The sequence below is a fragment of the Cupriavidus sp. GW821-FHT02F09 genome, from assembly GCF_059421605.1.
This window is the reverse complement of sequence record NZ_JBWKVH010000002.1, coordinates 97,107-121,075: the sequence shown is the minus strand read 5'-3', so window position 1 is coordinate 121,075 and position 23,969 is coordinate 97,107. Positions and strand designations below refer to the sequence as shown.

Genomic DNA, 23,969 nt, shown 5'->3' with positions numbered 1-23,969 from the left:
AAGCAGCCTGGCCACGCTCGCGGCAACGTGCCTGACCAGGCAACCTGCCGTCAGAGCTGGCCTGCGTCGATCACGGCGCTGACAAAGTCCTGCGGCGCTTCCTGCGGCAAGTTGTGGCCAATACCGCCTGTGATGAGCCGATGCTGATACTTGCCTGAGAACTTGCTGGCGTAGGCACTCGGTTCCGGGTGCGGCGCGCCATTGGCGTCACCTTCCATCGTGATGGTTGGCACACCGATGCTCGGAAACGCAGCAAGCCGCCGTTCCAGATCGGCGTATCGGGCTTCGCCCTCGGCAAGGCCGAGCCGCCAGCGGTAGTTGTGGATCACGATGCTCACGTGGTCCGGGTTGTCGAAAGCCACGGCGCTACGATCGAACGTGCGGTCATCGAATTTCCATGTCGGCGAGGCGAGTTGCCAGATCAGCTTCGTGAACGCGTGCCGGTGCTGCTCATAGCCGATCCGCCCGCGCTCGGTGGCGAAATAGAACTGATACCACCATTGGAGCTCGGCCTGCGGCGCAAGCGGCTTTCGGTTGCCCTCGACACTGCCGATCAGGTAGCCGCTGACGGAAACCAGCGCCTTGCAGCGCTCCGGCCAGAGCGCCGCGATGATGCACGCCGTCCGCGCGCCCCAATCGTAGCCGGCGAGGATCGCCTTGCCGATGCCCAGCGCGTCCATCAGGGCGAGGGTGTCGAGCGCGAGCGCCACCTGCTCGCCATTGCGAAACGTCGCATCGGAAATGAAGCGTGTGCTGCCATAGCCGCGTGCGTACGGCACGATCACGCGGTACCCCGCCGCCGCCAGCGCCGGCGCGACGTCGACAAAGCTGTGAATGTCATACGGCCAGCCATGCAGGAGGATGACGGCAGGCCCATCGGCAGGACCTTCTTCGGCGTAGCCGATATCGAGTTCGCCGGCAGTCACCTGCTTGATCGTCGTGAATCGGGCATGCGTACCCGGCCGCGCGGTTGGCAGGCGTGCTGCCGTCTTGCTGGATTGCGCGTGCGCCAGGTCAGATAAGCCAAATGGCGCGGCGGCCAGCGTGAGCGCGGCCGAGCCAAACAGGCGGCGCCGTTTTTGATTGATCGGTTCGGACATGGTTCTCTCCATTGGGAATGCTGCCGATGGGAAGCATCGGCGACCGACGTATCGCGCCTGTTTCCCGAACCCTCTGATTTGAAACGTTGCGTATGCGGCAGGCCGCCGGATACAGAGCGATACAAAGCCACATCACGCATCGCGGTCCCGTGTCGCGTCTGCGCTACCTGGCGCAGGTTTTTTGTATGCGTCTGTATCACGCGGCAATCGGGATACATAGCCAGACAGAACCGGCCGCGACGTGCTACGTGCCTGATACGTCGACCGCCTTTAATACGTTCCGTGGCCCGATGCCGAGCACATGCGAAGCGATCTCCGGCCGCGCAATGCCCAGCGCAAACCCATCTCAAGGAAAACATCATGACCCGCATCGAGAACGTCCTGTACACCGGCAAAGTCCACGTCACCGGCGGCCGCGATGGCCAAGCCCATAGCGACGATGGCCGGCTGAATCTGACGCTGTCCTCACCGGGCAGCAGCGGCGCCGGCACAAACCCTGAGCAGCTGTTTGCCGCGGGATGGTCGGCTTGCTTTATCGGGGCAATGGGCCGCGCCGCCAGCCAGATGAAGATCAAGCTGCCAGCGGACCTTGCACTGGATACCGAGGTGGACCTCGGCACCACCGATGGCGCCTTTTTCCTGCAGGCCCGCCTGAACGTCAGCCTGCCGGGTCTCGACCAGGAGGTGGCGCAGGCGGTGGTTGAAGCGGCGCATCAGATCTGTCCGTATTCGAAAGCCACGCGCGGCAACGTCCAGGTTGAACTGCATCTGGTCTGACCCGCGCCGTGATCCGCCCGATGCCGCCGGGCGGGCGTCACGGCCAGCCTCCATGTGGTCGAAGTCTGCGCGCAGACGCCCCGGCTAACCGCCAATGGCCTGAAGCCGGCATCGCCCATTGACCGTAGCCAGGTGCGCTCCCATCGTCGGATTACATGCGGTAGACCACGCCGACCCAGGCGCTGCGCGGCGCGCCGGGCGCGACGAACAGTGCGCTGGCGTTGTCTTGCGGCGTCACGTGCGGACGCAGCAAGTTGCCGTTGGGAAACAGATCGTTAGAGATCTGGCCATAGGTCTCGTAACGGCGGTCGAACAGGTTGGCCACGCGCGCGTAGATCTCGAAATGCTTGTTGACGCGGTAGGACGCCCGCAGGTTCACCGTGGCGTATCCGGGCGTGCTCCAGTCCGCGTACTTGGGCGCCTTGCCGGGCTGCGGGTCGGCGCGCAGGCCGTCTTCGTTGCCGCTGGTCACGCTGCTTGACACGCCAACCAGGTCGACGCCCAAGGTCAGTTCGGGCAGTGCCTGCCAGTCCGCGCCCAGCTTGATGGTGTGGCGCGGCAGGCCGGCCATGCGCATGCCCGGCTTGACGTCGATGGTCCGTTCGCCCACCGCGAGCTGCCCGGTGGCCTGGTAGGTGGCTTCGAGATAGCTGTAGCCGAGGCGCAGCGTGACATTGCCAAAACGCTGCCGGGCGGACAGGTCGAAGCCCTGGTTGCGGGTCCGGTCGAAGTTGGCGAAGTAGCCCTGCTGCGTGTTGGGTGCGCGCAAGAAGAGGATGTCATCGTGGTTATCAATGCGGTAGAACGAGCCGGATACTTCCGTGTCCTTCGAGGGCCGCCAGCGCGCGCCCACCTCATAGGAGTGCGAGACGACCTGCTTGAGGTAAGGGTCGGCCTGCAGGCCGGCGGGCAGGCGGCAGGGCTGGGCGGGATCGGCGCAACCCAGCTCCAGCACCGTCGGCACGCGGTTGTTCTGGGCATAGCCGCCAAATAGCGAGACCCCGGCGCCCAGCTTCTGCGTCATGCCAAGCGCGGGGTTGAGCCGGCGGTAGGTGAAGCTCTCGCTCGGCTGCTCGCTGCCGTCGCTGTTGCGCAGCGTATTGTTCACGGCCACGTGGTTCCAGCGGGCCGAACCCGTCACGAAGGTGCTGGGCGTCACGGCCCAGGTGTCCGACAGGTACACGCCAATCGCGCGCGAGGTGCCGCTGACGCCGGAGAACAGTTCGTTCGGTGCATTCGGGTCCGCGATCACGCCGCGGTCGTCGGTAAAGGTGCCTAGCTGCTCATACTGCGAGTAAGTCAGACGGCTGCGGTCGAACGTCAGCCCGGCGTTGAGCAGGTGCTTTTCCGTCTCCTTGGCGAAGCTGAACGCCATGCCGACGGACTGCTGCCACATGTGCGTGGTGTTCAGCACCGCCGGATCCAGCGCCGCGCCTTCGCTCCGGGTGTAGCCGCAGCGGGACTTGCGCGGGCTGCCGTCGGCCTTGAAGCCATCTTCGCAGTCTTCCGCGTAGGCGTCGTAGACCGGGTTCACGTCCCCGTTGGTGGTATCGCGGCGGCTGGTGCGCACATAGGCGAGCACGGCGGCGCTGGTCTTGTCGTCGAACCAGTGGCGGCCGTTGAAGGCGGCCTGGGTGACCATGTTCTCGGTTTTGTCGGGATAGGTATAGACGGCGCCGCGATTGCTCTCGTAGAGCCCGGGCAGCATGGCATTGCCGCTAGCGCGGTAGCTGGGCACCAGGCCGTTGCCGATCAGGGTGCTGCGCCCGTGCAGCATGGAGACGTCCCAGCTGTTGGTCTCGCCCTCAAACCCGGCCTTGAGGAACAGGTTGCCGAGCCGGCCTTCGGAATGATCGCGCCAGCCGTGTTCCTGGAACAGGGTGCCGGCGGCGAAGGCGTGCCAGCCGCTGTCGCTGCGGATGCCGCCCGACAGGTCGGCGCGCTTGCGGTTGCCGCTGCCATAGGAGAGATCGGCGGTGAAACCGGGGGAAGTGAGGCCAGAGCGGGTGGTCATGGCCAGCGCGCCGCCGAGCGTGTTGAGGCCGTAGGCGGGGTTGGCGCTGGAAACCAGCGAGACGCTTTCCAGGGCGGCTTCGGGAATCATGTCCCAGCTCACCACATCGCCGAAGGGCTCGTTGACGCGGATCCCGTCCAGGTAGATAGATAGCCCTTGCGGCACACCCGGGATCGACGAGGCGCGAAAGCCGCGGTAGGTGACATCGGTCTGGAAGGGGCTGCCCTGGATGTCGTTGACGTTGACGCCGGTGAAGTTACGCGCCAGGTATTCGGCGAGGGTGCCGGTGCGCGTGCCGTTCAGGTCGTCGCCACTGACCGTCTGCACCGTGTACGGCACCAGGTCGCGGTCCACGCCAATGCCCGGCAGCGGTGCGGTGGCTACCACCATGACTTCGGGCAGCGTGGCACTGTCCCCGGATTGCACACCACTGTCCTGTTGTGCAACAGCGGGCAGGGCGGCCAGCAATGCCACGGCCAGTGCGATGGCAGTGGCCGCGCCGCGCCGTGGCGCGCCGCGGCGCAGGGTCGCGCGTCCCGGCGGGGTCCTGCGCCTGGGTGGGGGTAGGTTGGCTGGCATCTTGCATCTCCTCGGAATGATTGGCCGGGGCACCTGCGTTGGGTGCCGGCTTGGGGGAAACAACTTGAGGGACGGGGAGCAGGTTCCGTACCTCGGGCTTCGGGAAAACCTCCCGATCCGCAGGCCATCTCTACCGTCCACTGCAACCTCCCGGGGGCGTCATTGCCATGACGATGTCTCGCTATCTGTTAAGCCGCGCCATCTGGATCTGCGCGGCCTGCCTGTGCTGCGCGCTGGTGGTGGCGCTATGGCTCGCGGTGCGCGCCATCGACGACGAGCGGCGTGGCGCGCACGCCATGGCGCAGCTGATTCCGCGCCTGTCGGCCTTGCAGACGGCGGCGCCGGCCGAACGCGAGGCGCATCTTGCCGCCCTGCGCACCATCAACGCATCGGCGCAAATGCGCCATTTGTGGCTGCATCTGGAGGATGCAACGGGCCAGGTGCTGGTGAGCGCGCCGCAGCCACGGGATAGCTCCCCCTTGGGCGGCCTGCTTGCGCTTCCGGGTTTGGGTGCCGATGCGGCGCGGCTGGAAAGCAGCTGGCAGATCCACACCCGCGACGGCGCCACCTACCGCGCCGCCTTGCGCTGGAATCCGCAGAGCGAAATCCGGGAAGCCAGCGGCGACATGGCCGCCAACCTCGCCGTGCTGGCGGTCTATGGCGCGCTGCTACTGCTTGGCATCCACTGGGCCCTGGGACGGGCCCTCGCGCCCCTGCAACAGATCCTGGCGGCTATCCGGGGCTACGAAGACAAGGACTACAGTGCCCGCCTGCCGCCCATGCGCACGCGCGAGATGGACCAGCTCCGCCGCGCGCTCAACCACCTGGCCGGCACGCTGGACGAAACCCAGGCAGAGCGCCGCGCGTTGAGCCGCAAGCTGCTGACCGCCCAGGAAAGCGAGCGCGCGCGCCTGGCGCGAGAACTGCACGACGAGTTCGGCCAGGTGCTCACTGCGATGCGCGCCGATGCGGCCTACCTGGTGCGCAAGAGCGTCCATGAGCCCGTGCTGCAACTCGTTGCCAACGACCTGGCCGGGCATTGCGCCAGGATCCAGCACGAGGTACGCCATCTGCTGCACCGGCTGCGGCCGCACGGCGTGCAGCCCGACGGCCGGCTGGCTTCGGTGGAGCGTCTGCTGCAGGACCTGGTGCAGGCCTGGCGCGACCAGCCGGGCCAGCAGGTGCAGGTGGACTATGCGGTGGCGCTTGGCGGCGTGGCGCCGGGCCCGGACCTGATCCTGACGCTGTACCGCATGACGCAGGAAGCACTGACCAACGTGATGCGCCATGCCGGCGCACGCCGCGTGGCGATCCGCATTGCTGCCACGGCCGCCGGGCAAGCGGTGCGCTGGAGCGTGGAGGACGACGGCCAGGGCATTGCCGACGTCGCCGCGGCCCTGCAGCGCAGTCATGGCCTGCGGGGCATGCAGGAGCGTGCATGGGCCCATCTCGGCACGCTGCACATCGAACCTGCCTGCGCTGCGGCCCTCGCCACACCCGGCTGCCGCCTGAGTGCGAGCTTTCCGCTGGTGCCGCAGGCCTGTGCCAAGCCGGTTCAACCGGTTCAACCGCATGGGAGCCAGAGCGAATGAAAACGATCGACGTCGTCCTTGCCGATGATCACGCGGTAGTGCGCACCGGATACCGGCGCTTGCTCGAACTCGAGGAAGGGGTGCGCGTCGTGGCCGAGTTCGGCGATAGCGATGCCGCCTACGCCTGGCTGGCGCAGCATCCCGCCGACGTGCTGATCCTGGACTTGTCGATGCCCGGACGCGGCGGCATGGAAGTGCTGCAGCGGCTGGGCGCGCGGGTGCCCGCATTGCGGATCCTGGTGTTCAGCATGCACGACAGCGCCGCCATCGTTAGCCAGGCCATGCGGGCCGGCGCCGCCGGCTACCTGACCAAGAGCAGCGCGCCGGAGGCCTTGGTGGATGCGGTGCGCAAGGTGGCCAACGGGCGGCAGGCGCTGTCCGACGATGTCGCTGGCCTGGTCGATGCCGGCAGTCAGCTGCCGCCCCACCTGGCCTTGTCGCCGCGCGAGTTCGACCTGTTCCGCCTGTTTGCGCGCGGCACGGCGATCGAGGAAGTGGCCGCGCAGCTCTACCTCAGCACCAAGACGGTGGCGAACTACCAGACGCTGATCCGCAAGAAGATGGGCCTGGCCAACCGGGTCGAAATGCATCGCTATGCGGTGGAGCACGGCTTCGGCTGAGCCTCTGTGTCAAAACGGGACAGCGCTGCCCCGCGCGCGCAAGCCGTGTTCCGTGGCGGTACAACGCTCGCCAGCGCACTGCACAACGCGCGTCCCTGCTTGATTGGCAGGTGCCCTCCAGGACGATGCGGGAGAAGGCCTGGCGGCGCACAGCGCTCATGCTGCACCGCAGATGGTATCGGCCTTGCTCCTCTAACCGGCATGAACACTTCCACCTCCTGCCACGCCATGCTTCGTCGCCTTGCTTTCGCGCTGCTGCTCTGCCTGGGGTTGTCCCATGGGCTGGCCAATGCGCTGGCCGCGCCGGCGGAGGACGCGCAACGCTTTCCGGTGCGCCCGATCACGTTGATCGTGCCATGGCCGGCGGGCGGTGCCACCGATATCTCGATGCGTGTGCTGGCGGAGCTGGCCGGGCGCGAGCTCGGCCAGCCCATCGTGGTAGAGAACAAACCGGGCGCCGGCGGCACGCTGGTGGGCGGCGCGCTTGCCGCCGCGCGGCCGGATGGCTACACCATCGGCCAGTTGCCGCTGACGGTCTATCGCTTCCCGCATCAGCAGAAAACCGCATGGCAGCCGCTGCGCGACATCCAGCCGGTGCTGATGATCTCCGGCTACACGTTCGGCATCGTGGTGCCCGCGGACAGCCCCTTCCACACGCTGGATGACCTGATTGCCTGGGGCCGTGCCCATCCCGGGGCGCTGACGGTGGGTTCCACCGGCATCGGCACCACCGCGCACCTCGCCATGGAGGATGTGCTCGGGCGCAGCGGCGTGCGCTATGTGCACGTGCCTTACCGCGGCACCGCGGACCAGATGCTGGCGGTGGCCAATGGCTCGCTGATGGCGGGCGTGAACTCGACCGGCTTCGCGCCCTTCGTGGACAGCGCTCGGATGCGCCTGCTGGCCGTGTTCAGCGCGCAGCGCTCGGCGCGCTGGCCCGAGGTGCCGACCGTCAGCGAGCTGGGCTTCGACCACGCGATCCACAACTCGCCCTATGGCATCGGCGTGCCGCGCGGAACCGACCCGCTGATCGTCAGCCGCCTGCACGACGCGTTCCGCATCGCCATGTACCAGCCTCGCCACGTGGCCGAGCTGGCCAGGTACGACCAGGAACTGACCTACCTGAACACCGCCCGGTACGAAGCCTACCTGCAGCGCGCCTGGGACGTTGAGCGGCGCTTTGCCGAGAGGGTGGGCACGGCGCTGCCGAAGGAGCACCTGTGATGGCCCCGGAATCCCAGCTGGCGCTGCGCTGTGAGGCCGTGCGCAAGCGCTTTGGCAACCAGCATGCGCTGGACGGCGTTTCGCTCGACGTGCGGCGCGGCGAATTCGTTGCGCTGCTGGGCCCCAACGGCGCAGGCAAGACCACGCTGTTCCAGATCCTCAGCGGCTTGTTCGTGGCCGACGCGGGGCGGGTCACGGTCATGGGGATGGATATGCGGCGCCACCCGGTGCGCGCGCTGGCCCGGCTCGGCATCGTGTTCCAGCAGCCGGCCATCGACCTGGACTTGTCGGTGCTGTCCAACCTGCATTTCCATGCTGGCCTGCACGGGCTGCCGCGCCGCGTTGCCGCCGGGCGGATTGCCCGGCTGCTGGAGGATTTCGGCCTGGCCGAGCGGGCCGGGGCGGCCGTGCGCGAGCTCTCGGGCGGCAACCGGCGCAAGGTGGAGCTGGCGCGCGCGCTGTTGCACGAGCCTGCCGTGCTGCTGATGGACGAGCCCACTGTCGGGCTCGATCCGGCCTCGCGCGCGCAGCTCGTTGCCGATGCGCGCCGGCTTGCCGCGCGGGCGCAAGCCGGCGTGCTGTGGGCCACGCACCTGGTGCAGGAGGTGGAGCAGGCGGATCGCGTGATCGTGTTGCATCGCGGCGCGGTGCGCTTCGATGGCACCCCGGCCGCGCTGCGCGGCGCAGCCGAGCGCGACAGCCTGGAGCAGGCCTTCCTGGCCCTGACTACCTTCCCCGCATCGCCTGTCCGTGCCACCGAGCGAGCCACCGAGCGCATCCCCGCATGAACAAGCCGCCCACCCTTGGCTTTATCGCCTGCGCCACCGTGGCCGCCATGCTGCTGCTGATTGCCGCCGGCGTGGCCGGTGCCGCCGAAAGCCGCAATGCCACCGGGCAGGTCTTCGTCTCCAGCGAAAAAGACGATGCCGTGGCCGCCTATAGCGCCGCCAGCAGGCAACTGATCGCCGTCTGGCGGCAATGCAAGCGCCCGCGCCACCTGCAGCTGTCGCCGGACCGGCGGCGCCTTTACGTGGCCTGCAGCGACGATAACCGGGTGGACGTGGTCGACGTGGCGAGCCGCAAGACCGTGGCCTCGCTGCCGGTCGGCGACGATCCGGAACTGTTCGACCTCAGTCCCGACGGCCGCACGCTCTACGTCTCCAACGAGGAGGACGGATTGCTGTCGGCCTACGACATCGCATCCGGCAAGAAGGTGTTTGCCATCAAGGTGGGTGAAGAGCCCGAGGGCGTGAAGGCCAGCGCGGATGGCAAGCGGGTGTACGTCACCTCGGAAGTGGCCAATCTGGTCCATGTGATCGACGTGGCATCGCGCAAGCTGATCAGGAATATCCAGGTCGGCAACCGCCCGCGCCGCCTGCTGCTGGCCATGGACGGCAAGGAGCTGTGGGTGACCAACGAACTGGCCGCCAGCGTCAGCGTGATCCGCACCGATACGCTGGAAGTGGTGCAGACCATCGCCTTCACGCCAAAGGGCTTCCGGGCCGAGGACGTGACCCCGGTCGGGCTGGTCGCCAGCAGCGATGGCAAGCGCGCCTATATCGGGCTGGGCCGCGCCAATCACGTGGCCGTGGTCGATGTGGCTTCGCGCCGGGTGCTGGACTACATGCTGGTGGGCCGCCGCGCCTGGGGCCTGGCGCTGACACGCGATAACGCCTTGCTCTACGTGGCCAACGGGCTGTCGGATGACGTCAGCGTGGTCGACACCGCAAGCCGCAAGGCCGTGACCACGCTCAAGGCGGGCAGGGTGCCGCATTCGGTGGCGATCGATGACTAGCCCGGCGACCGGGCTGCGCTGGCTGGCCGTGTTCGCGTGGCTGGCGGCCACCGCGCACGCGGCTGACGTACGGGTGGCCGTGGTTTCCATGGCCGACGATGCGCGCTATGCGCCCAGGCGGATGGAGCAACGCTATCCCGGCCAGCAGCAAGGCCGTCCCGTGGACGGCGCGCGCGTGGCAGCGGCGGAATCGCGCTTTGCGCTGGAAGCCGCCGGGCAGGTCTTGCGGCTCGATGCGCAGGAAGCCGGCAGCGAAGCCGAGGTGGGGCCGATGGTAGCCGCGCTGGCGCGCCAGGGCACGCGCTTTATCCTGCTCGACCTGCCGGCTCCGGCGGTCAGGCTGGCGGCGCGCGCGGTCAAGCCCGGCGAAGCGCTGCTGTTCAACGTTTCCGCCGCCGACGATGAACTGCGCGGCGCCGGCTGCGCTGCGCACCTGCTCCACACGCTGCCCAGCCAGCGCATGCAGGCGGATGCGCTGATGCAATACCTGGCACTGCGAAAGTGGCGCCGTGCGCTGTTGCTGAGCGGGCCGTCGCCGCAAGACGCGGCGCAGCGCGCCGTGCTCACGCAGGCAGCCCGCCGCTTTGGCATTACGTGGTCGGCGCAGCGCGCGTTCAAGCTGTCGAACGATCCGCGCGAGCGCGAGCTGGGCAATCTCAGCCTGCTGACCACCGGCGTGGACTACGACGTGGTGGTGGTGGCCGATGCCGACGGCGAGTTCGCACGCAGCGTGCCCTACGCCACCCAGTTGCCGCGCCCGGTGGTGGGTGCCAGCGGCCTGACCGCTCAGGCCTGGCACTGGGCCTGGGAGCGCAACGGCGGGCCGCAGTTGAACCGGCGTTTTATCAAGGCAACGGGCCGTCCCATGACCGGATACGACTGGGCCGCATGGGTGGCTGTGAAGGCGATCGCCGAAAGCGTGGCGCGGCAGCCCAAGGGCGGCTTTGCCGGGCAAGCCGAGGCCCTGGTCACCGAAGCGGTGGTGGTGGATGGCTTCAAGGGGCCGCCGCTGTCCTTCCGGCGCTGGGACCGCCAGCTGCGCCAGCCGGTCCTGCTGGCGCATCCCGACGGCGTGGTCGGCGTGGCCCCGGTGGAGGGCGTGCTGCATCCGAAGAACAATCTCGACACGCTGGGCGCCGACGCCGCCGACACCGCGTGCCGGCCAGGCAAGTAAGGAGGCGACGCCCGAGCCATGACTACCACCCTGATCCACGCCTGGCGCGCCTTGCGCGCGGTGGCCGGGCGCGAATTGCACAAGTTTTTCCGGCAGCCTGGACGGTTGTTCTCGTCCCTCGTGCGGCCGCTGCTGTGGCTGCTGGTCTTCGCGGCCGGCTTCCAGAACGCGCTCGGCGTTGCCATCGTGCCGCCCTATGACACCTATGTCGAATACAAGGTCTTTGTCACGCCCGGCCTGCTTGGCATGATCGCGCTGTTCAACGGCATGCAGTCCTCGCTGGCGATGGTGTACGACCGCGAGATGGGCGTGATGCGCTTGCTGCTGACCGCGCCGCTGCCCAGGGCCTGGCTGCTGGCCTGCAAGCTGGCCGCCGGCACCTTGCTTTCCTTGCTGCAGATGATCGCCTTCTTGCTTGTCGCCATGGCCTTCGACGTGACCTTCGCGCCGGCATGCCTGCCCGGCGCGCTGGCGGTGATGGTGCTGGCCGCGCTGATGCTGGGGGCGTTGGGTTTGCTGCTGTCGGTGCACGTGCGGCAACTGGAGAACTTCGCCGGCACCATGAATTTCGTGATCTTCCCGATGTTCTTCATCAGCTCGGCGCTGTATCCGCTCTGGAAGCTGGAGGAGTCCGGCGCCACCGTGGTCTACCAGCTCGCGCGCTTCAATCCCTTCACCCATGCCGTGGAAGCGATCCGCTTCGCCTTGTACGGGCAGGCCGCGCCAGTCAGCCTCGCGGTGGTGGCCGGTTGCACGGCAGTGTTTTTCGCCTTGGCGCTGCTCGGCTACGACCCGCAGCGCGGGATGGTGCGCCGCGTGCGCCAGGCCGGGGGGGCGGCATGAGGCATGCCGTGCCGCTGGCGGCTTGCCTGGCCTTGGCCGCAGCGGGCGCGTGGGCATTGGAGAGCCGCGATCCGTTGCAGTCGCCGCAATGGCCGCTGGTGCACAAGGAAGCGCTGCAGCAGGCACCGTTCATGTTCGACAGCCGCGTCAAGGTCACCGGGCCGGCCTTTGCCGAAGATCCGATGCGGGTGCCGATCGCCTTCGATGCATCGGCGCTCGGCGAGGTGGATCGCATCGTGGTGGTGGTGGACCGCAACCCGATCCGCAAGGTGCTGGAGTTCGAGCCGCTCAAGGTGCGCCCCTCGCTGTCGTTCCGCTTCAAGCTGGAGCAGGCCTCGCCGGTGCGCGTGGCGGCCCGCACGCCGGACGGCGTGTGGCATGTGGGCGGGGTGATGGTGGATGCCAGCGGCGGCGGCTGCACGGTGCCGGGCGCTACACGCCGCGACGGCTCATGGAGCACCACGCTGAACCGGGTCGAATCGCGCGTGTTCCCCGGCCTCGGCGGCGCCGGTGGCCGGGTGCGGCTACGTGTGATGCACCCGATGGACACCGGGCTGGTGGCCGGTATCCCCGCCTTCCATGTGGAGTCGCTAAACCTGCTCGACGCCACGCGGGAAGCGATGCTGCGGCTGACGCTATACGAACCGGTCGCTGAAAACCCGATCTTCTCCTTCGACCTGCGCGGGGCCAGCGAGCGCGGCATGACGGTGACCGGGCGCGATAACAACGGCAACCGGTTCGCGGCGCAGGTGACGCCATGAAGCGCGTGCTCGGCATCCTGCTATGGCTGGCAGCGCAGGCGGCGCTGGCGCAGGCAGGGGACTATCGCCTGGCGCCACGCCAGGTCGCCGCCGACGTGTGGCTGCTGGAAGGGGCGAATGCGGATTTCGCGCCGGACAACGGCTGCAACATCATCAACACCGCCTTTATCGACACGGGTGATGGCGTGGTGGTGATCAATACCGGGCCGTCGCGCCAATATGGCGAGCAGCAGCGCCGTGCCATTGCTTCGGTCACGGCGGCGCCGGTACGGCTGGTGCTCAATCTGAACCTGCATCCGGACTACTTCTTCGGCAACCAGGCCTATGTCGACGTGGGCGGCAGCGCGCTGGCCGGCACCATCGACGGCGCCCGGCGCGAAGGGCCTGCCTATGCCGACAACCTCTATCGCCTGTGCGGCAACTGGATGCGCGACACCGAACCGGCGCCGCCGCGCCACGTGCTGACCCCGGGCCGGCGCACGATCGGCAGGCACACCTTCGATCTGATCCGGATGGACGGCCACACCGCCGACGACCTGGTGATCGTGGACCGCAGCGCCGGCATTGTGTTCGCGGGCGGCGTGGCGTTTCGCGAGCGCGTGCCGACCACACCCCACGCGGATCTCAAGCGCTGGCTGGCCAGCCTGGACCAATTGCAGGTGCTGCTGCGCGACAGCGGCGCGCGGCTGCTGATCCCCAGCCACGGACCGGCGCTCGGCAGCGCGGATGCCGTCGCGCAGACACGCGGCTACCTGCAGTGGCTGGATACCCGCATGACCCAGGCGGCAGCCCAGGGGCGCGACTTGGCCGAGGTGATCGCCATGCCGGTGCCGCACGCATATGCACGCTGGGGCGCCATGCCGGCGGAGTACCTGCGCAATGTGACGCACCTCTACCCGGCGTATGAGGACGCCGCGTTGGGACGCTGAGTCAGGGCAGGTGTGCTGTTCAATTCCGCAACAACGGCAGCGGAGTGTTCCGCGCTGGTACGCCATCCAGGCATTGGCAGGCTGCCGCGGGCCCGGATGCGGGTGTTTTCCATTGGCATGGGAATTGCCAAGAGTCTGTCTGGTGTGCGTGGCACACCGGCGAAGATCGACAACAAGAGAGAGGAGCAGACAATGAGGACGTTACGCGTGATGATGGTGCTCGCGGCGACAACCGCGAGCCTGGTGGCGCAGGCCGCGGTGACCGATGCCATGATCGAGAACGACGCGAAGTCGCCGGGCGACGTGCTGTCGTGGGGGATGGGCCCGCAAGGCCAGCGCTTTTCCACGCTGAACCGCATCAACACCAAGAACATCAGCCAGCTGGTGCCGGCCTGGTCGTTCTCTTTCGGCGGCGAGAAGCAGCGCGGGCAGGAAGCGCAGCCGTTGATCCACGACGGCAAGATGTTCGTGACCGCCTCCTATTCCCGCATCTACGCGCTCGACCTGAAGACAGGCGCCAAGCTGTGGAAATATGAGCACCGCCTGCCCGAGGGCATCATGCCCTGCTGCGACGTGGTCAACCGTGGCGCGGCCCTGTACGACAACCTGGTGATCTTCGGCACGCTCGATGCGCAACTGGTGGCGCTGGACCAGAAGACCGGCAAGGTGGTGTGGAAGGAGAAGATCGAAGACTATGCCGCCGGATACTCCTACACGGCGGCCCCCCTGATCGTCAAAGGCATGGTGCTGACCGGCGTCTCGGGCGGCGAGTTCGGCGTGGTGGGACGGGTCGAGGCACGCGACGCCAAGACCGGGCAGATGGTGTGGTCCAGGCCAGTGGTGGAAGGCCATATGGGCTACAAGTATGACAAGGACGGCAACAAGACCGAGAACGGTGTGACCGGCACCCAGAACGCCAGCTGGCCCGGCGAGACCTGGAAGACCGGCGGCGCGGCCACCTGGCTTGGCGGCACCTACGATCCGCAGACCGGCCTTGCCTACTTCGGCACCGGCAACCCGGGGCCGTGGAACAGCCACATGCGCAAGGGCGACAACCTGTATTCGGCCTCGACCGTTGCCCTCGACCCCGCCACCGGCAAGATTGTCTGGCACTACCAGAACACCCCGAACGATGGCTGGGACTTTGACGGCGTCAACGAGTTCGTGACCTTCGACCAGGACGGCAAGCGCCTGGGCGGCAAGGCCGACCGCAACGGCTTCTTCTACGTCAACGACGCCACCAGCGGCAAGCTGGTGAACGCCTTTCCCTTCGTCAAGAAGATCACCTGGGCCAGCAGCATCGACCTTAAGACCGGACGACCCAACATGGTCGCGGAAAGCCGGCCGGGCGACCCGGCGGCGGGCAGCGATCCGAAGAAGGGCCAGTCCGTGTTCGCCGCGCCGGGCTTCCTCGGGGGCAAGAACCAGCAGCCGATGGCCTACAGCCCGCAGACCGGCCTGTTCTATGTGCCAGCCAATGAATGGGGCATGGATATCTGGAACGAACCCGTGGGCTACAAGAAGGGCGCCGCCTTCCTCGGCGCCGGCTTCACCATCCATCCGCTCAACGAGGACTACATCGGCTCGCTGCGCGCGATCAACCCCAAGACCGGCAAGATCGAGTGGGAAGTCAAGAACTACGCGCCGCTGTGGGGCGGGGTGATGACCACTGCCGGCGGGCTGGTGTTCTGGGGCACGCCGGAGGGCTACCTGAAGGCCGCGGATGCCAAGACCGGCAAGGAACTGTGGAAGTTCCAGACGGGCAGCGGCGTGGTGGCGCCTCCGGTTACCTGGGAGGAGGGCGGCGAGCAGTATGTGGCGGTGGTGTCGGGCTGGGGCGGCGCCGTGCCGCTGTGGGGCGGGGAAGTCGCCAAGCGCGTGAATTTCCTGGAGCAGGGCGGATCGGTGTGGGTGTTCAAGCTGCACAAGAGCTGAATGTTGCCGGACACCATGTAGCGTAGCTGCCCTGCGCGTGCCGGCATCGCACACCGGCGCCGGCACGCGCAAGGGCGGGTCGATGATCAGAGCATTGGGACGTAGATATGCAGAAGGCGAAAGGATTCCTGCCGTTGACGGCCACGGCCACGGTCGCGATGGTGGCGATGGTGCTGTGTGCCACCCGGGTCGAAGCGGCGCCCGATATGCAGGCGCTGGCCGACAAGAGCGGCTGCTTTTCTTGTCACAGCATGAAGACCAAGGTAGTCGGGCCAGGCTTTGCCGAGGTAGCGGGCAAGTACAAGGGCGACGGGGAAGCACCCGAGCGGCTCGCGAAAAAGATCCGTGAGGGCGGGAAAGGCGTTTGGGGACGGATTCCCATGCCGCCACACGATCAGCTCAGTGAGACGGATGCCAGGAAGCTGGCAGAGTGGGTTCTGAGTATCGGATGAGCATTGGAGGAGACCGGTGTCAGACCTGACGGTCGGATAAAAACCGGAGACGAAGGAAGGATTCGCAAGGACGTTTCACATCGGCCCGCATGGCTGCCCAGGCACGGTGTGAAACGTCTTTGATTTTTCTGTTCTCGATTTTCTATTTACCTCTTTCACTGCCAGCGCAGTCCGCTTCGCTGCTTAGCCTGAGCGAATTCCCATCGCTGCGGAAGACCATCCCGTGCTCCCGGCCGCGCGCCTGTGCCTCGGCCAGCCTGCCCTGTAGCACGATCTCCATGACCTTCCCATGGTCTCCCGACCGATCGCACACCGGATCCGTGGCGGCGGCATCGCCGGTCAACAGGAACGCCTGGCAGCGGCACCCGCCATGGTCTTGCGCCTGCGAGTCGCAGGAGCGGCAAGGCTCCGGCAGCCAGTGCGTGCCGCGAAAACGCTGGAAGGCGTCGCTGTTGCGCCATATTTCACGCAGCGATTGCGTGGTGACGTTCGGCAGGTCGAGCCCGGGCAGCATGCGGGCCGCGTGGCAGGGCAGCGCGACGCCGTCGGGCGCCACGCCAAGGAAGGTGGTGCCCCACCCGTTCATGCATTTCTTGGGCCGTTGCTCGAAGTAATCGGGCACCACGAACAGGATCTTGCACCGGTTGCCGATGCGTGCGCGGTATGCATTCACGACCGCTTCGGCTTCGCGCAGCTGCTCATGCGTGGGCATCAACGCCTGCCGGTTCTCCCAGGCCCATCCGTAATATTGGGTGTTGGCCAGTTCCAGGTATTCGGCGCCCATCTCCAGCGCCATCTCGATGATGGCGCCGACATGGGGCAGGTTATGCCGGTGCAGCACGCAGTTCATCACCATCGGATAGCCGTGCGCCTTGATCAGGCGGGCCACGCGTTGCTTCAGGTTGAAGGTACGGGTGCTGGAGAGAAAATCGTTGAGTTCGCGCGTGGAGTCCTGGAACGATAGCTGGATATGGTCAAGCCCGGCGACGCGCAAGGCGGCCAGCCGCGCATCCGTGAGGCCGATGCCGGAGGTGATGAGGTTGGTGTAAAAGCCCAGCCCGTGGGCATGTTCGACCAGTGTTTCCAGGTCTTTGCGCAGCAGGGGTTCGCCGCCCGACAGGCCCAGTTGCACGGCGCCCAGTGCGCGCGCTTGGGTGAAGACGTCGCGCCACTGGGCGGTGTCGAGCTCGGCATCATGCCGGGCATAGTCCACCGGGTTTGAGCAGAAGGCGCAATGGAGCGGGCAGCGGTAGGTCAGTTCCGCCAGCAGCCATAGCGGCGGCCCCGGCGGCCCCGGCGGCGCCATGGCTGCTGGCGGCTCAGACCAGCCAGCCGCGTTCGATGGCATGTTTGACAAAGGCGTGTACCTCCGGTGCGATGCCCTGCACGCCGAAGGCGGACTGCAGGTCGTCGATCAGCATGTCGAGAGTGTGGCTGCCGTCGCAGCGCTGCAGGATGGCAGCCGCGCTGTCGTTGAGCGTGACCATGCCTTCCGGATACAGCAGGATCCAGCTCTGCTGGGCGTCTTCCCACTGCAGGCGAAAGGTGCGGTGCAGCGTCGGCTTGGTCAGGTCGGCTTCGGTCGGGGTCATGGGTGGGCGAGTTGGATGGCGTCGAGCATCGACCACAGGATGTCGAGCTTGAATTGCAGGATGTCCAGCGCGCGCTGCTGCTGCTCCGGCGTGCGGAAGTAGCCAAGCGTCACGCGCAGGCCGTGATCGACGTCGCGCTGCGCAAGCGGAATGCGCGAGCGGAAATAATCCAGGCCTTGCGCTTCGATCCACGGATAGTGCCCGGGCCAGCCGGCCAGGCGCTCCTTGTGGATTTCCGGGGCGAACATCTCGGTCAGCGAGGAGCACACGGCCTCCTGCCAGGGCGCGCGCCGCGCGAAGTTCACATAGGCGTCGACGGCGAAGCGCACGCCGGGCAGCACGTGCCGGTGCGACCACAGCGCATCCCGCGTGAGTCCCACCGCCTGGCCCAGCCGCAGCCAGGCTTCGATGCCACCTTCCTGGGTGTCTGTGCCGTCATGGTCCAGGATGCGCACAACCCACTCGCGGCGCGTGGCGCGGTCGGGGCAGTTGGAGAGCACGGCAGCGTCCTTGAGCGGGATGCTGGTCTGGTAGTAGAAGCGGTTGGCCACCCACGCGCGAATCTGCGCCGGCGTGCATTGCCCGGCCGCCATGCGCAGGTTGAACGGGTGGTGGATGTGATAGCCCGTCTCTTTCGCGCGCAGGCGCGCTTCGAATTCGGCGGGGCTCCAGGCCGTGGCTTGTGTCATAGCGAGATTTCCATGCCGTCGTAGGCCACCTCGATGCCGTGGTCCGCCAGCAGGCCGCGCTGCGGCGAGTCGTCCACCAGGATCGGGTTGGTGTTGTTGATGTGGATCAGGATCTTGCGCGCCGCGGGCAGGCGGTCGAGCGTCTCGATCATGCCGCCCGGGCCGGACAGCGCGAGATGCCCCATGTCCGCGGCGGTCTTGGCGGAGAAGCCAAGCTGCTGCATCTCATCGTCGCGCCAGCAGGTGCCGTCCACCAGCACCACGTCGGCGCGCTGCAGTTCGTCGAGCACGCGCGGCTCGATGCGGCCCAGCCCGGGCGCATAGAAGGCGCGCCGGCCGGTGGCGGCATCGACAATGCGCAGCCCGATATTGTCGCCACGCTGCGGCGCGTTGCGGTTGGGGGAATAGGGCGGCGCCTTGCTCTCCAGCGGCACCGCCGTGAGCATCACGCCATGGAGCGGTGGCACCGTGAAGGGCGCGTCGTCCAGGGCCAGCGTGTGCGTGTCCAGCCCGCAGTAGTGCGACAGCATGCGTGTCAGCGGGAACGCTGTGCCGAGATCCTGCAGGACCGCCGCGGTGGCGTAGACCGGCAGCGCTTGCCGATGCTCGCGCAACATCAAGAGGCCGGTCACGTGATCGATCTGCGCATCCATCAGCACCACCCCGGCAATGCCAGTGTCGCGCGGCTGGCGCGCCGGCTGCAGCGCTGGCGCCTGGCGCAGCTGCTCGAGGATGTCAGGGGAGGCGTTGACCAGCACCCAGTCCTGCCCTGCGTCGCTCAAGGCGATCGACGACTGCGTGCGTGGCGTGGCGCGCAGCGTGCCGTTGCGTACGCCATCGCATTGGCGGCAGTTGCAGTTCCACTGGGGAAAGCCACCGCCTGCGGCCGATCCCAGGACCCGGAGTATTGTCATGGCGCGTATCGATAGGGTTCGTGACAGAGTCGAAGAGCAAAAAGCCCGCCAGCGAGAAAAAAGGCCCGCGGGGAGCGGGCCTTGCCAGGTTGGCGCGTTCAGGCAAAGAGGCTCAGCGGTTGGCGATGTACATCGTGATCTCGAAACCCAGGCGTAGTTCTTTGTAGGCGGGGGTGGTCCAGTTCATGTCTCCTCCTCAGGGGTGGCATAGTTAGTGAATGCATTGTGTTGTCTTGCGGCGGAGATCGCCGCGTTCTTTCCGAGGCAACATCCATGCCCGCAGCGCCGCCGCCGTCCCACTGTTCTTTCCTCTGTATGCGGGATGGCCATCGCATGCATGTGCGACAGGCTGGCCCGGCCACGGGTGATCCTTGGCTGGTGCTTCACGGCGGGCCGGGCAGCGGCTGCAGCCCGTCGATGGTGGCGTGGTTCGATCCGTTGCGGCACCGCGTGGTGATGCCTGACCAGCGTGGCGCGGGCCGTTCGCGGCCCGCCGGGACGCTGCGCCGGAATACGGCGGGCGCGCTGCTGGCAGACCTGGAGCAGTTGCGCCGAGCGCTTGGCGTCCAGCGCTGGAGCGTGGTGGGCGGATCCTGGGGTGCAGCGCTGGCGCTGGCCTATGCCGCGCGCTATCCCGACGCGGTGGCGGCCCTGGTCCTGCGGGGCGCTTTCCTGACTGGCCGCGACGATATCCATCGGCTTTTTTCTCCGCGCGGCGGCGCAATGTTGCGGCGCGTCATGGCAAGGGGCGAGCGGTCGTCCGATGCCCGGGCCCGCCTGCTCACTGTGTCGCGAGTGTTGCAAAGTGGTACGACTGTTCAAAAACTGGACACTGCCGGACAGTGGCAGCGCGCCGAACGGCGGATGCTGGGTCTTGGCCGGACGCAGCTGGTGCGCCAGCCGTGGCGCGAGCGCATGGCGACGGTGGACAAATACCGGGTCCAGGCGCATTACCTGCGCCGCCGCGCCGGGCTGGGCAAGCCGGCGCTGCTGAAGGCAGCGGCGCAGATCGGCGCGCGGGACGTGCCGGTGACGTTGCTGCATGGCCGTGCCGATGCGGTCTGCCGGCCGGCCAACGCCGTGCGTTTGCAGGCGGTCATGCCCCAGGCGCGGCTGGTCTGGGTGCCTGGCGGACACTTGCCTGTCGGTGCCATGGCCGAGGCCCTGCGGGCCGCCATTCGCGCGGCGGGCCGGCAGCGGTGACGGATCCCACCCGGCGCGGATTCATGGGCGGCCTGCTGGCGATGGCGCTCGGCGGCGCCGGGCCGGCCGCGGCATTTGGCCGCGTGGTGCTGGTGAGGTTGCAGCCTGGTGTGTATGTAGCCAGCGCGGCCAATGCCGAGGTAGCGCGGGCCAATGCCGCAGAGGTGGTGCCGACCCTGGTCCATGTGACCGGAGCTGGGGTGCTGGTGGTCGACCCGGGCCCGCATCTGGCCTGGGGGAACGGGCTGCTGGCGGCGATCCGGGCCGTGACGCCCGAGCCGGTGCGCTGGGTGGTCAATACCCATGCGCATCCCGAGAACGTGCTGGCCAACGCGGCGTTCGCACGCTTGCGGCCGCGCCCCGCATTCCTGGCCTCTGCCGCCACCGCTGGCCTGATGCGGCAGCGCTGCGAGGCGTGCCTGGCCCGGCTGGCCGCGCAACTGGGGCCAGCGGCGATGCGTGGCACGCAGATCGTGTTGCCTGAACCCGGCTTGCGCCATGGCGCGCGCCTGCAGACCGGCGCCACCGCATGGGAGGTGCAGGTCCACGCGGGGGCGCATAGCGCTTCGGATACTGTGCTGTATGCGCCGCGGCGGCGGCTGTTATGCGTGGGCAGCCTGGCCTACCGCGAGCGCGTTCCGGAGATGCAGGAGGCTTCCCTGCAAGGCTGGCGGCGCGCGCTGCGCGCCGTGTCCGCGCTACCCGCCGATATCGTGGTGGGCACCGCGCCGGGCACGCCTGTGCAAACGCTGGCGCCCACGCTGGCTTACCTGGACGCGTTGGCCGGCGGTGTTGCCGCCGCACTGCAAGCAGGGGGCGATGCGGCGCGCGTGCTCAGCCCTGCCGCCGCCGAGCCGTACCGCCATTGGCGCTATTTCGCTTCGCGCCATCCCTTGAATGTGCAGCACGCCTGGCGCGAACTGGAAGACCTGTGGATGAACGGCGAGCCGCTGGCCTGAGCGCCAGCCGGCGCGCACGGCTGCCGTCTCAGCCATCCTGCTGCGGCAGCGCGTTGGCCTCGTCCAGCTTCCGGTAGACCGTATTGCGCGAGATGCCGAGCGCCTTGGCCGCCGCGGAAATATTGCCGTGGTGCGCCTTGACCGCGGCGGCGATGGTCAGCACCTCGACGTCGGACAGGCGGGTGGGCTGGGCGCGGGGCGCTGCCCCCGCGGCGCGCTCGCCGTCCGGTGCGGCGTCTGCCGCCACCGTGGCGTCGTGCGTGGGGTGGGTGGCCTGGCGCGCCAGCCGGTCTTCCAGGAAATCGTCGGGCAGGTGGTCCTCGGTGATCTCCGGCTCGCCTTCGGCCATCAGCCGCGCGGTGCGCAGCAGGTTGCCAAGCTGGCGGATATTACCCGGCCAGTGATAGCTGCGGAACATTGCCATGACCGCATCCTTGATGCGCGGTCCCCCGCTGGCCTGGCCCTCGCGCAACAGCTTGTTGGCCACCACATCGAGGTCGCTGCGCTCGCGCAATGCCGGCAGCCGTACCACGAGGCCGTTCAGGCGGTAGTAAAGGTCTTCCCGGAACAAGCCATTGGCGACCTGTTCCCGCATATTGCGATTGGTGGCGCAGATCACGGACACGTCGACGTGGATCACCTTGCTGCTGCCCAGCGGCGTGACCGCGCGCTCCTGCAGCGCTCGCAGCATGCGCGCCTGCAGGTGCAAGGGCATATCGCCGATTTCATCGAGGAAGAGGGTGCCGCCATTGGCCAGCAGCATCTTGCCGATGCCGCCCTTCTTGCGGGCGCCGGTGAAGGCGCCTTCCTCGTAGCCGAACAGTTCGGATTCGATCAGCGTCTCGGGTATCGAGGCGCAGTTGACCGCGATGAAGGGCCCGGCATGGCGCGGGCTGTCGGCGTGGATGGCGCGGGCCAGCAGTTCCTTGCCGGTGCCGGTTTCCCCCAACACCATGATAGGAATATCCTTGCCGATCACCTTGCGCAGCTTGGTGATGACACCTTGGATCTGGGCGTCGCCGGTGTCCAGGTCGTCCAGCCCGGGCTGGGTTGGCTGCGTGGCAGCACGGTGGGGCAGGGAGGTGGCTTCAGGCCTGCATTGGGCCTGCGCGCTGCCACGGTCGATGGCCACCGCCGGAACGGAAGCGGCGGGCGCTTTCCACTCGATGCGTGCGCTGACCTTGACGCCGCTTGGCAGCGGCAAGTGCACGACCCCCCCCTGGACCTTGCGCTCGGCGTCGAACAACTGCGACAGCGACAGGCCGAACAGCGAGGAGAAGGTGTGCGCGTGCAAGGCGCCGACCGACATCCCAAGCTGGAACTGCGCGCTGCGGTTGGCCGACAGGAAGCGTCCGCCCGGCGTAAAGGAGGCGATGCCCTCGACCAGGGTGCCGATAAACTCCGCGCGCGAGTGGAACCGGACACACACCATGTCCTGGAAGGCATTGGCGAACAGCTGGTTCTCGATCATTTGCGCCGACATCCGCACCAGCGCCATGGTGTGCTTGTGGAACCCGCGCTGGTCACCCGTCACGTCGAGCGCGCCGACCGTCTTGCCGTAGGCATCGAGGATGGGCATGCACGAGCACGTGAGGAAGCGGTTGGCCTCCAGGAAATGCTCCGCGCCGTGGACCAGCGTGGCCTTGTTCTCGGCCAGCGCGGTGCCGATGGCGTTGGTGCCCCGGCTTTCCTCGGACCACAGGGCGCCGGGCTGCAAGGCCACCTTGCTGGCCTTGGCCAGGAAATCGTCATCGCCCAGCGAGTGCAGGATCAGGCCGGCAGCGTCCGTCAGGATCACCATGCTCTGCGTGTTGACGATCTGGTCATAGAGTGTCTCCATGACCGGCAGCGCGTAGGTAAACAGCGACTGGCTGCGCTCTATCTGGGTTTTCAGCTCGTTCTGGAGCACCGGGCAGAAGTCCGGCGATTCATAGGGCCGCAAGCCATAGGATTCGGAGCGCTGGTGGGCCTGGGCGATCAGGCCGGGCCGGTCGCCCTCCGCCGGGTTGCCCGTTACCGCCGGCGAGACGCCGGGCACATGCGGGCCAGCGGCCGCTTGGAATGTCATTTTTTCTGTCTCCTGTGGAAGTCGCCCGCGATCTGTGCGCGGGTCGTTCCGGGTCCTGGCGTGATCGACATGGCCCGGAAGTGTTGCGTCATGAAGCAAAACGCTTGCCAGGGTGTTGCATTCCAGGGCACTGGTGTTGGCCTGCTGTGTCACACGCTAACCATTTGCCGGGGCCCGGCCCGGTTTTTGGCCCACTTTGCGCTTGGTATGGCTTTTGCGGAAGTCACCTTCAAAACGAGTTCAACAACTGGAACTGGAGGTGACACTGATGAAAACACCACGCCGCACACTTGCCCTGATTGCCATCTGCACGCTCCTGGCCGCAGCGCTACCCCAAGCCGCATCGGCTCATGGCGACGTCACGCCGCAAGCTGTGGACACCAAGACACTACCGCAACTCGGTGAAGAATGGCGTCCGGATAATCCATACAGGACCGGCGATGCGCAGCAGGAAGCACTGCGTATCGGCTCCTCGGCCTACAACCAGAACTGCGCGCGCTGCCATGGGCTGGAAGCGGTGTCCGGCGGCATCGCGCCGGATCTGCGCAAGCTCGATGGCGATTGCACGGCGCTGGCCAACGCGAAGAAGAAGCAGGAATGCATGGGCGAGGTCTCGCAATACTTCACCGCCACCGTGCGCAAGGGGCGTACGCGCGACGGCCGGGTCTACATGCCGCCGTTCGACGGGGTGCTGAGCCAGGAAGCCGTCTGGTCCATCAAGACTTACCTCGAATCGCGCCACGAGTAAG

23 protein-coding genes are annotated in these 23,969 nt (G+C 67.4%); 15 read left to right on the top strand and 8 right to left on the bottom strand.

Going from position 1 to position 23,969, the window contains the following annotated elements:
• Positions 1 to 50 precede the first annotated feature (50 nt).
• Positions 51 to 1,100, bottom strand: a complete 1,050-nt coding sequence (locus AC07XB_RS03305; RefSeq protein ID WP_492826309.1) for an alpha/beta hydrolase — start codon at positions 1,098 to 1,100, stop codon at positions 51 to 53.
• 360 nt (positions 1,101 to 1,460) lie between these two features.
• Here AC07XB_RS03305 and AC07XB_RS03300 point away from each other — a divergent pair, with 360 nt between their 5' ends.
• Positions 1,461 to 1,877 carry an organic hydroperoxide resistance protein gene (locus AC07XB_RS03300; RefSeq protein ID WP_492372482.1) on the top strand — a complete coding sequence of 139 codons (417 nt, stop codon included), beginning with the start codon at positions 1,461 to 1,463 and terminating at the stop codon, positions 1,875 to 1,877.
• Positions 1,878 to 2,028: 151 nt separating this feature from the next.
• Here AC07XB_RS03300 and AC07XB_RS03295 read toward each other — a convergent pair whose 3' ends face one another.
• Entirely contained in the window at positions 2,029 to 4,470 is a 2,442-nt protein-coding gene (locus tag AC07XB_RS03295) for a TonB-dependent receptor (RefSeq protein WP_492826307.1), read from the bottom strand.
• A gap of 167 nt (positions 4,471 to 4,637) precedes the next feature.
• Here AC07XB_RS03295 and AC07XB_RS03290 point away from each other — a divergent pair, with 167 nt between their 5' ends.
• The 11 genes from AC07XB_RS03290 (at position 4,638) to AC07XB_RS03240 (ending at position 15,795) form a co-directional block, all read left to right on the top strand.
• Entirely contained in the window at positions 4,638 to 6,062 is a 1,425-nt protein-coding gene (locus AC07XB_RS03290; RefSeq protein WP_492826305.1) for a histidine kinase, read from the top strand.
• On the top strand, positions 6,059 to 6,682 hold the full coding sequence (locus AC07XB_RS03285) for a response regulator (RefSeq protein ID WP_492372485.1): 624 nt from the start codon (positions 6,059 to 6,061) through the stop codon (positions 6,680 to 6,682). Before AC07XB_RS03290 ends, AC07XB_RS03285 begins: the two co-directional genes overlap by 4 nt.
• A gap of 228 nt (positions 6,683 to 6,910) precedes the next feature.
• The gene (locus AC07XB_RS03280; protein ID WP_492826503.1) at positions 6,911 to 7,906 is read left to right on the top strand and encodes a tripartite tricarboxylate transporter substrate binding protein; all 996 of its coding nucleotides are present in this window, start codon (positions 6,911 to 6,913) and stop codon (positions 7,904 to 7,906) included.
• A complete protein-coding gene (locus AC07XB_RS03275) occupies positions 7,906 to 8,694 on the top strand; it encodes an ABC transporter ATP-binding protein (RefSeq protein WP_492826303.1) in 789 nt (262 codons plus the stop codon). The genes AC07XB_RS03280 and AC07XB_RS03275 overlap by 1 nt, the downstream gene beginning before the upstream one ends.
• Positions 8,691 to 9,701 (top strand): PQQ-dependent catabolism-associated beta-propeller protein, encoded by a 1,011-nt coding sequence (locus AC07XB_RS03270; RefSeq protein WP_492372488.1) that lies wholly within the window; start codon positions 8,691 to 8,693, stop codon positions 9,699 to 9,701. The genes AC07XB_RS03275 and AC07XB_RS03270 overlap by 4 nt, the downstream gene beginning before the upstream one ends.
• A complete protein-coding gene (locus AC07XB_RS03265) occupies positions 9,694 to 10,875 on the top strand; it encodes an ABC transporter substrate-binding protein (RefSeq protein ID WP_492372489.1) in 1,182 nt (393 codons plus the stop codon). The genes AC07XB_RS03270 and AC07XB_RS03265 overlap by 8 nt, the downstream gene beginning before the upstream one ends.
• 18 nt (positions 10,876 to 10,893) lie before the next feature.
• Complete coding sequence (locus AC07XB_RS03260; RefSeq protein WP_492826300.1) at positions 10,894 to 11,718, top strand: ABC transporter permease; 825 nt, start codon at positions 10,894 to 10,896, stop codon at positions 11,716 to 11,718.
• Positions 11,715 to 12,479 carry a quinoprotein dehydrogenase-associated SoxYZ-like carrier gene (locus AC07XB_RS03255; protein ID WP_492372491.1) on the top strand — a complete coding sequence of 255 codons (765 nt, stop codon included), beginning with the start codon at positions 11,715 to 11,717 and terminating at the stop codon, positions 12,477 to 12,479. Before AC07XB_RS03260 ends, AC07XB_RS03255 begins: the two co-directional genes overlap by 4 nt.
• Positions 12,476 to 13,408 carry a quinoprotein relay system zinc metallohydrolase 1 gene (locus AC07XB_RS03250; protein ID WP_492826298.1) on the top strand — a complete coding sequence of 311 codons (933 nt, stop codon included), beginning with the start codon at positions 12,476 to 12,478 and terminating at the stop codon, positions 13,406 to 13,408. The genes AC07XB_RS03255 and AC07XB_RS03250 overlap by 4 nt, the downstream gene beginning before the upstream one ends.
• Before the next feature lie 192 nt (positions 13,409 to 13,600).
• Positions 13,601 to 15,343 carry a PQQ-dependent methanol/ethanol family dehydrogenase gene (locus AC07XB_RS03245; protein ID WP_492826296.1) on the top strand — a complete coding sequence of 581 codons (1,743 nt, stop codon included), beginning with the start codon at positions 13,601 to 13,603 and terminating at the stop codon, positions 15,341 to 15,343.
• A gap of 158 nt (positions 15,344 to 15,501) precedes the next feature.
• Positions 15,502 to 15,795 carry a c-type cytochrome gene (locus tag AC07XB_RS03240; protein WP_492372530.1) on the top strand — a complete coding sequence of 98 codons (294 nt, stop codon included), beginning with the start codon at positions 15,502 to 15,504 and terminating at the stop codon, positions 15,793 to 15,795.
• 142 nt (positions 15,796 to 15,937) lie between these two features.
• Here AC07XB_RS03240 and pqqE read toward each other — a convergent pair whose 3' ends face one another.
• The 5 genes from pqqE to pqqA all read right to left on the bottom strand — a co-directional run bounded on the left by pqqE (position 15,938) and on the right by pqqA (position 19,177).
• The gene (gene pqqE / locus AC07XB_RS03235) at positions 15,938 to 17,143 is read right to left on the bottom strand and encodes a pyrroloquinoline quinone biosynthesis protein PqqE (RefSeq protein ID WP_492826294.1); all 1,206 of its coding nucleotides are present in this window, start codon (positions 17,141 to 17,143) and stop codon (positions 15,938 to 15,940) included.
• Positions 17,115 to 17,387, bottom strand: coding sequence for a pyrroloquinoline quinone biosynthesis peptide chaperone PqqD (gene pqqD / locus AC07XB_RS03230; protein WP_035862268.1), 273 nt, complete (start codon positions 17,385 to 17,387; stop codon positions 17,115 to 17,117). Before pqqD ends, pqqE begins: the two co-directional genes overlap by 29 nt.
• Complete coding sequence (gene pqqC, locus AC07XB_RS03225; protein ID WP_492826292.1) at positions 17,384 to 18,076, bottom strand: pyrroloquinoline-quinone synthase PqqC; 693 nt, start codon at positions 18,074 to 18,076, stop codon at positions 17,384 to 17,386. The genes pqqD and pqqC overlap by 4 nt, the downstream gene beginning before the upstream one ends.
• The gene (gene pqqB / locus AC07XB_RS03220) at positions 18,073 to 18,990 is read right to left on the bottom strand and encodes a pyrroloquinoline quinone biosynthesis protein PqqB (RefSeq protein ID WP_492826290.1); all 918 of its coding nucleotides are present in this window, start codon (positions 18,988 to 18,990) and stop codon (positions 18,073 to 18,075) included. Before pqqB ends, pqqC begins: the two co-directional genes overlap by 4 nt.
• A gap of 112 nt (positions 18,991 to 19,102) precedes the next feature.
• A complete protein-coding gene (gene pqqA / locus AC07XB_RS03215; protein ID WP_006161450.1) occupies positions 19,103 to 19,177 on the bottom strand; it encodes a pyrroloquinoline quinone precursor peptide PqqA in 75 nt (24 codons plus the stop codon).
• An 86-nt stretch (positions 19,178 to 19,263) separates the two neighbouring features.
• On the opposite strand from pqqA, the gene AC07XB_RS03210 reads away from it, so the two are divergent.
• Both AC07XB_RS03210 and AC07XB_RS03205 read left to right on the top strand, forming a co-directional pair.
• Positions 19,264 to 20,193 (top strand): alpha/beta fold hydrolase, encoded by a 930-nt coding sequence (locus AC07XB_RS03210; protein WP_492826288.1) that lies wholly within the window; start codon positions 19,264 to 19,266, stop codon positions 20,191 to 20,193.
• A 23-nt stretch (positions 20,194 to 20,216) separates the two neighbouring features.
• Complete coding sequence (locus AC07XB_RS03205) at positions 20,217 to 21,152, top strand: MBL fold metallo-hydrolase (RefSeq protein WP_492826286.1); 936 nt, start codon at positions 20,217 to 20,219, stop codon at positions 21,150 to 21,152.
• 28 nt (positions 21,153 to 21,180) lie between these two features.
• Here the strand turns inward: AC07XB_RS03205 and AC07XB_RS03200 are convergent, their stop codons facing one another.
• Complete coding sequence (locus AC07XB_RS03200; RefSeq protein WP_492372499.1) at positions 21,181 to 23,220, bottom strand: sigma-54-dependent Fis family transcriptional regulator; 2,040 nt, start codon at positions 23,218 to 23,220, stop codon at positions 21,181 to 21,183.
• 268 nt (positions 23,221 to 23,488) lie between these two features.
• Between AC07XB_RS03200 and pedF the strand changes: the two genes are divergently transcribed.
• A complete protein-coding gene (gene pedF / locus AC07XB_RS03195) occupies positions 23,489 to 23,968 on the top strand; it encodes a cytochrome c-550 PedF (RefSeq protein ID WP_492372500.1) in 480 nt (159 codons plus the stop codon).
• Position 23,969 lies beyond the last annotated feature (1 nt).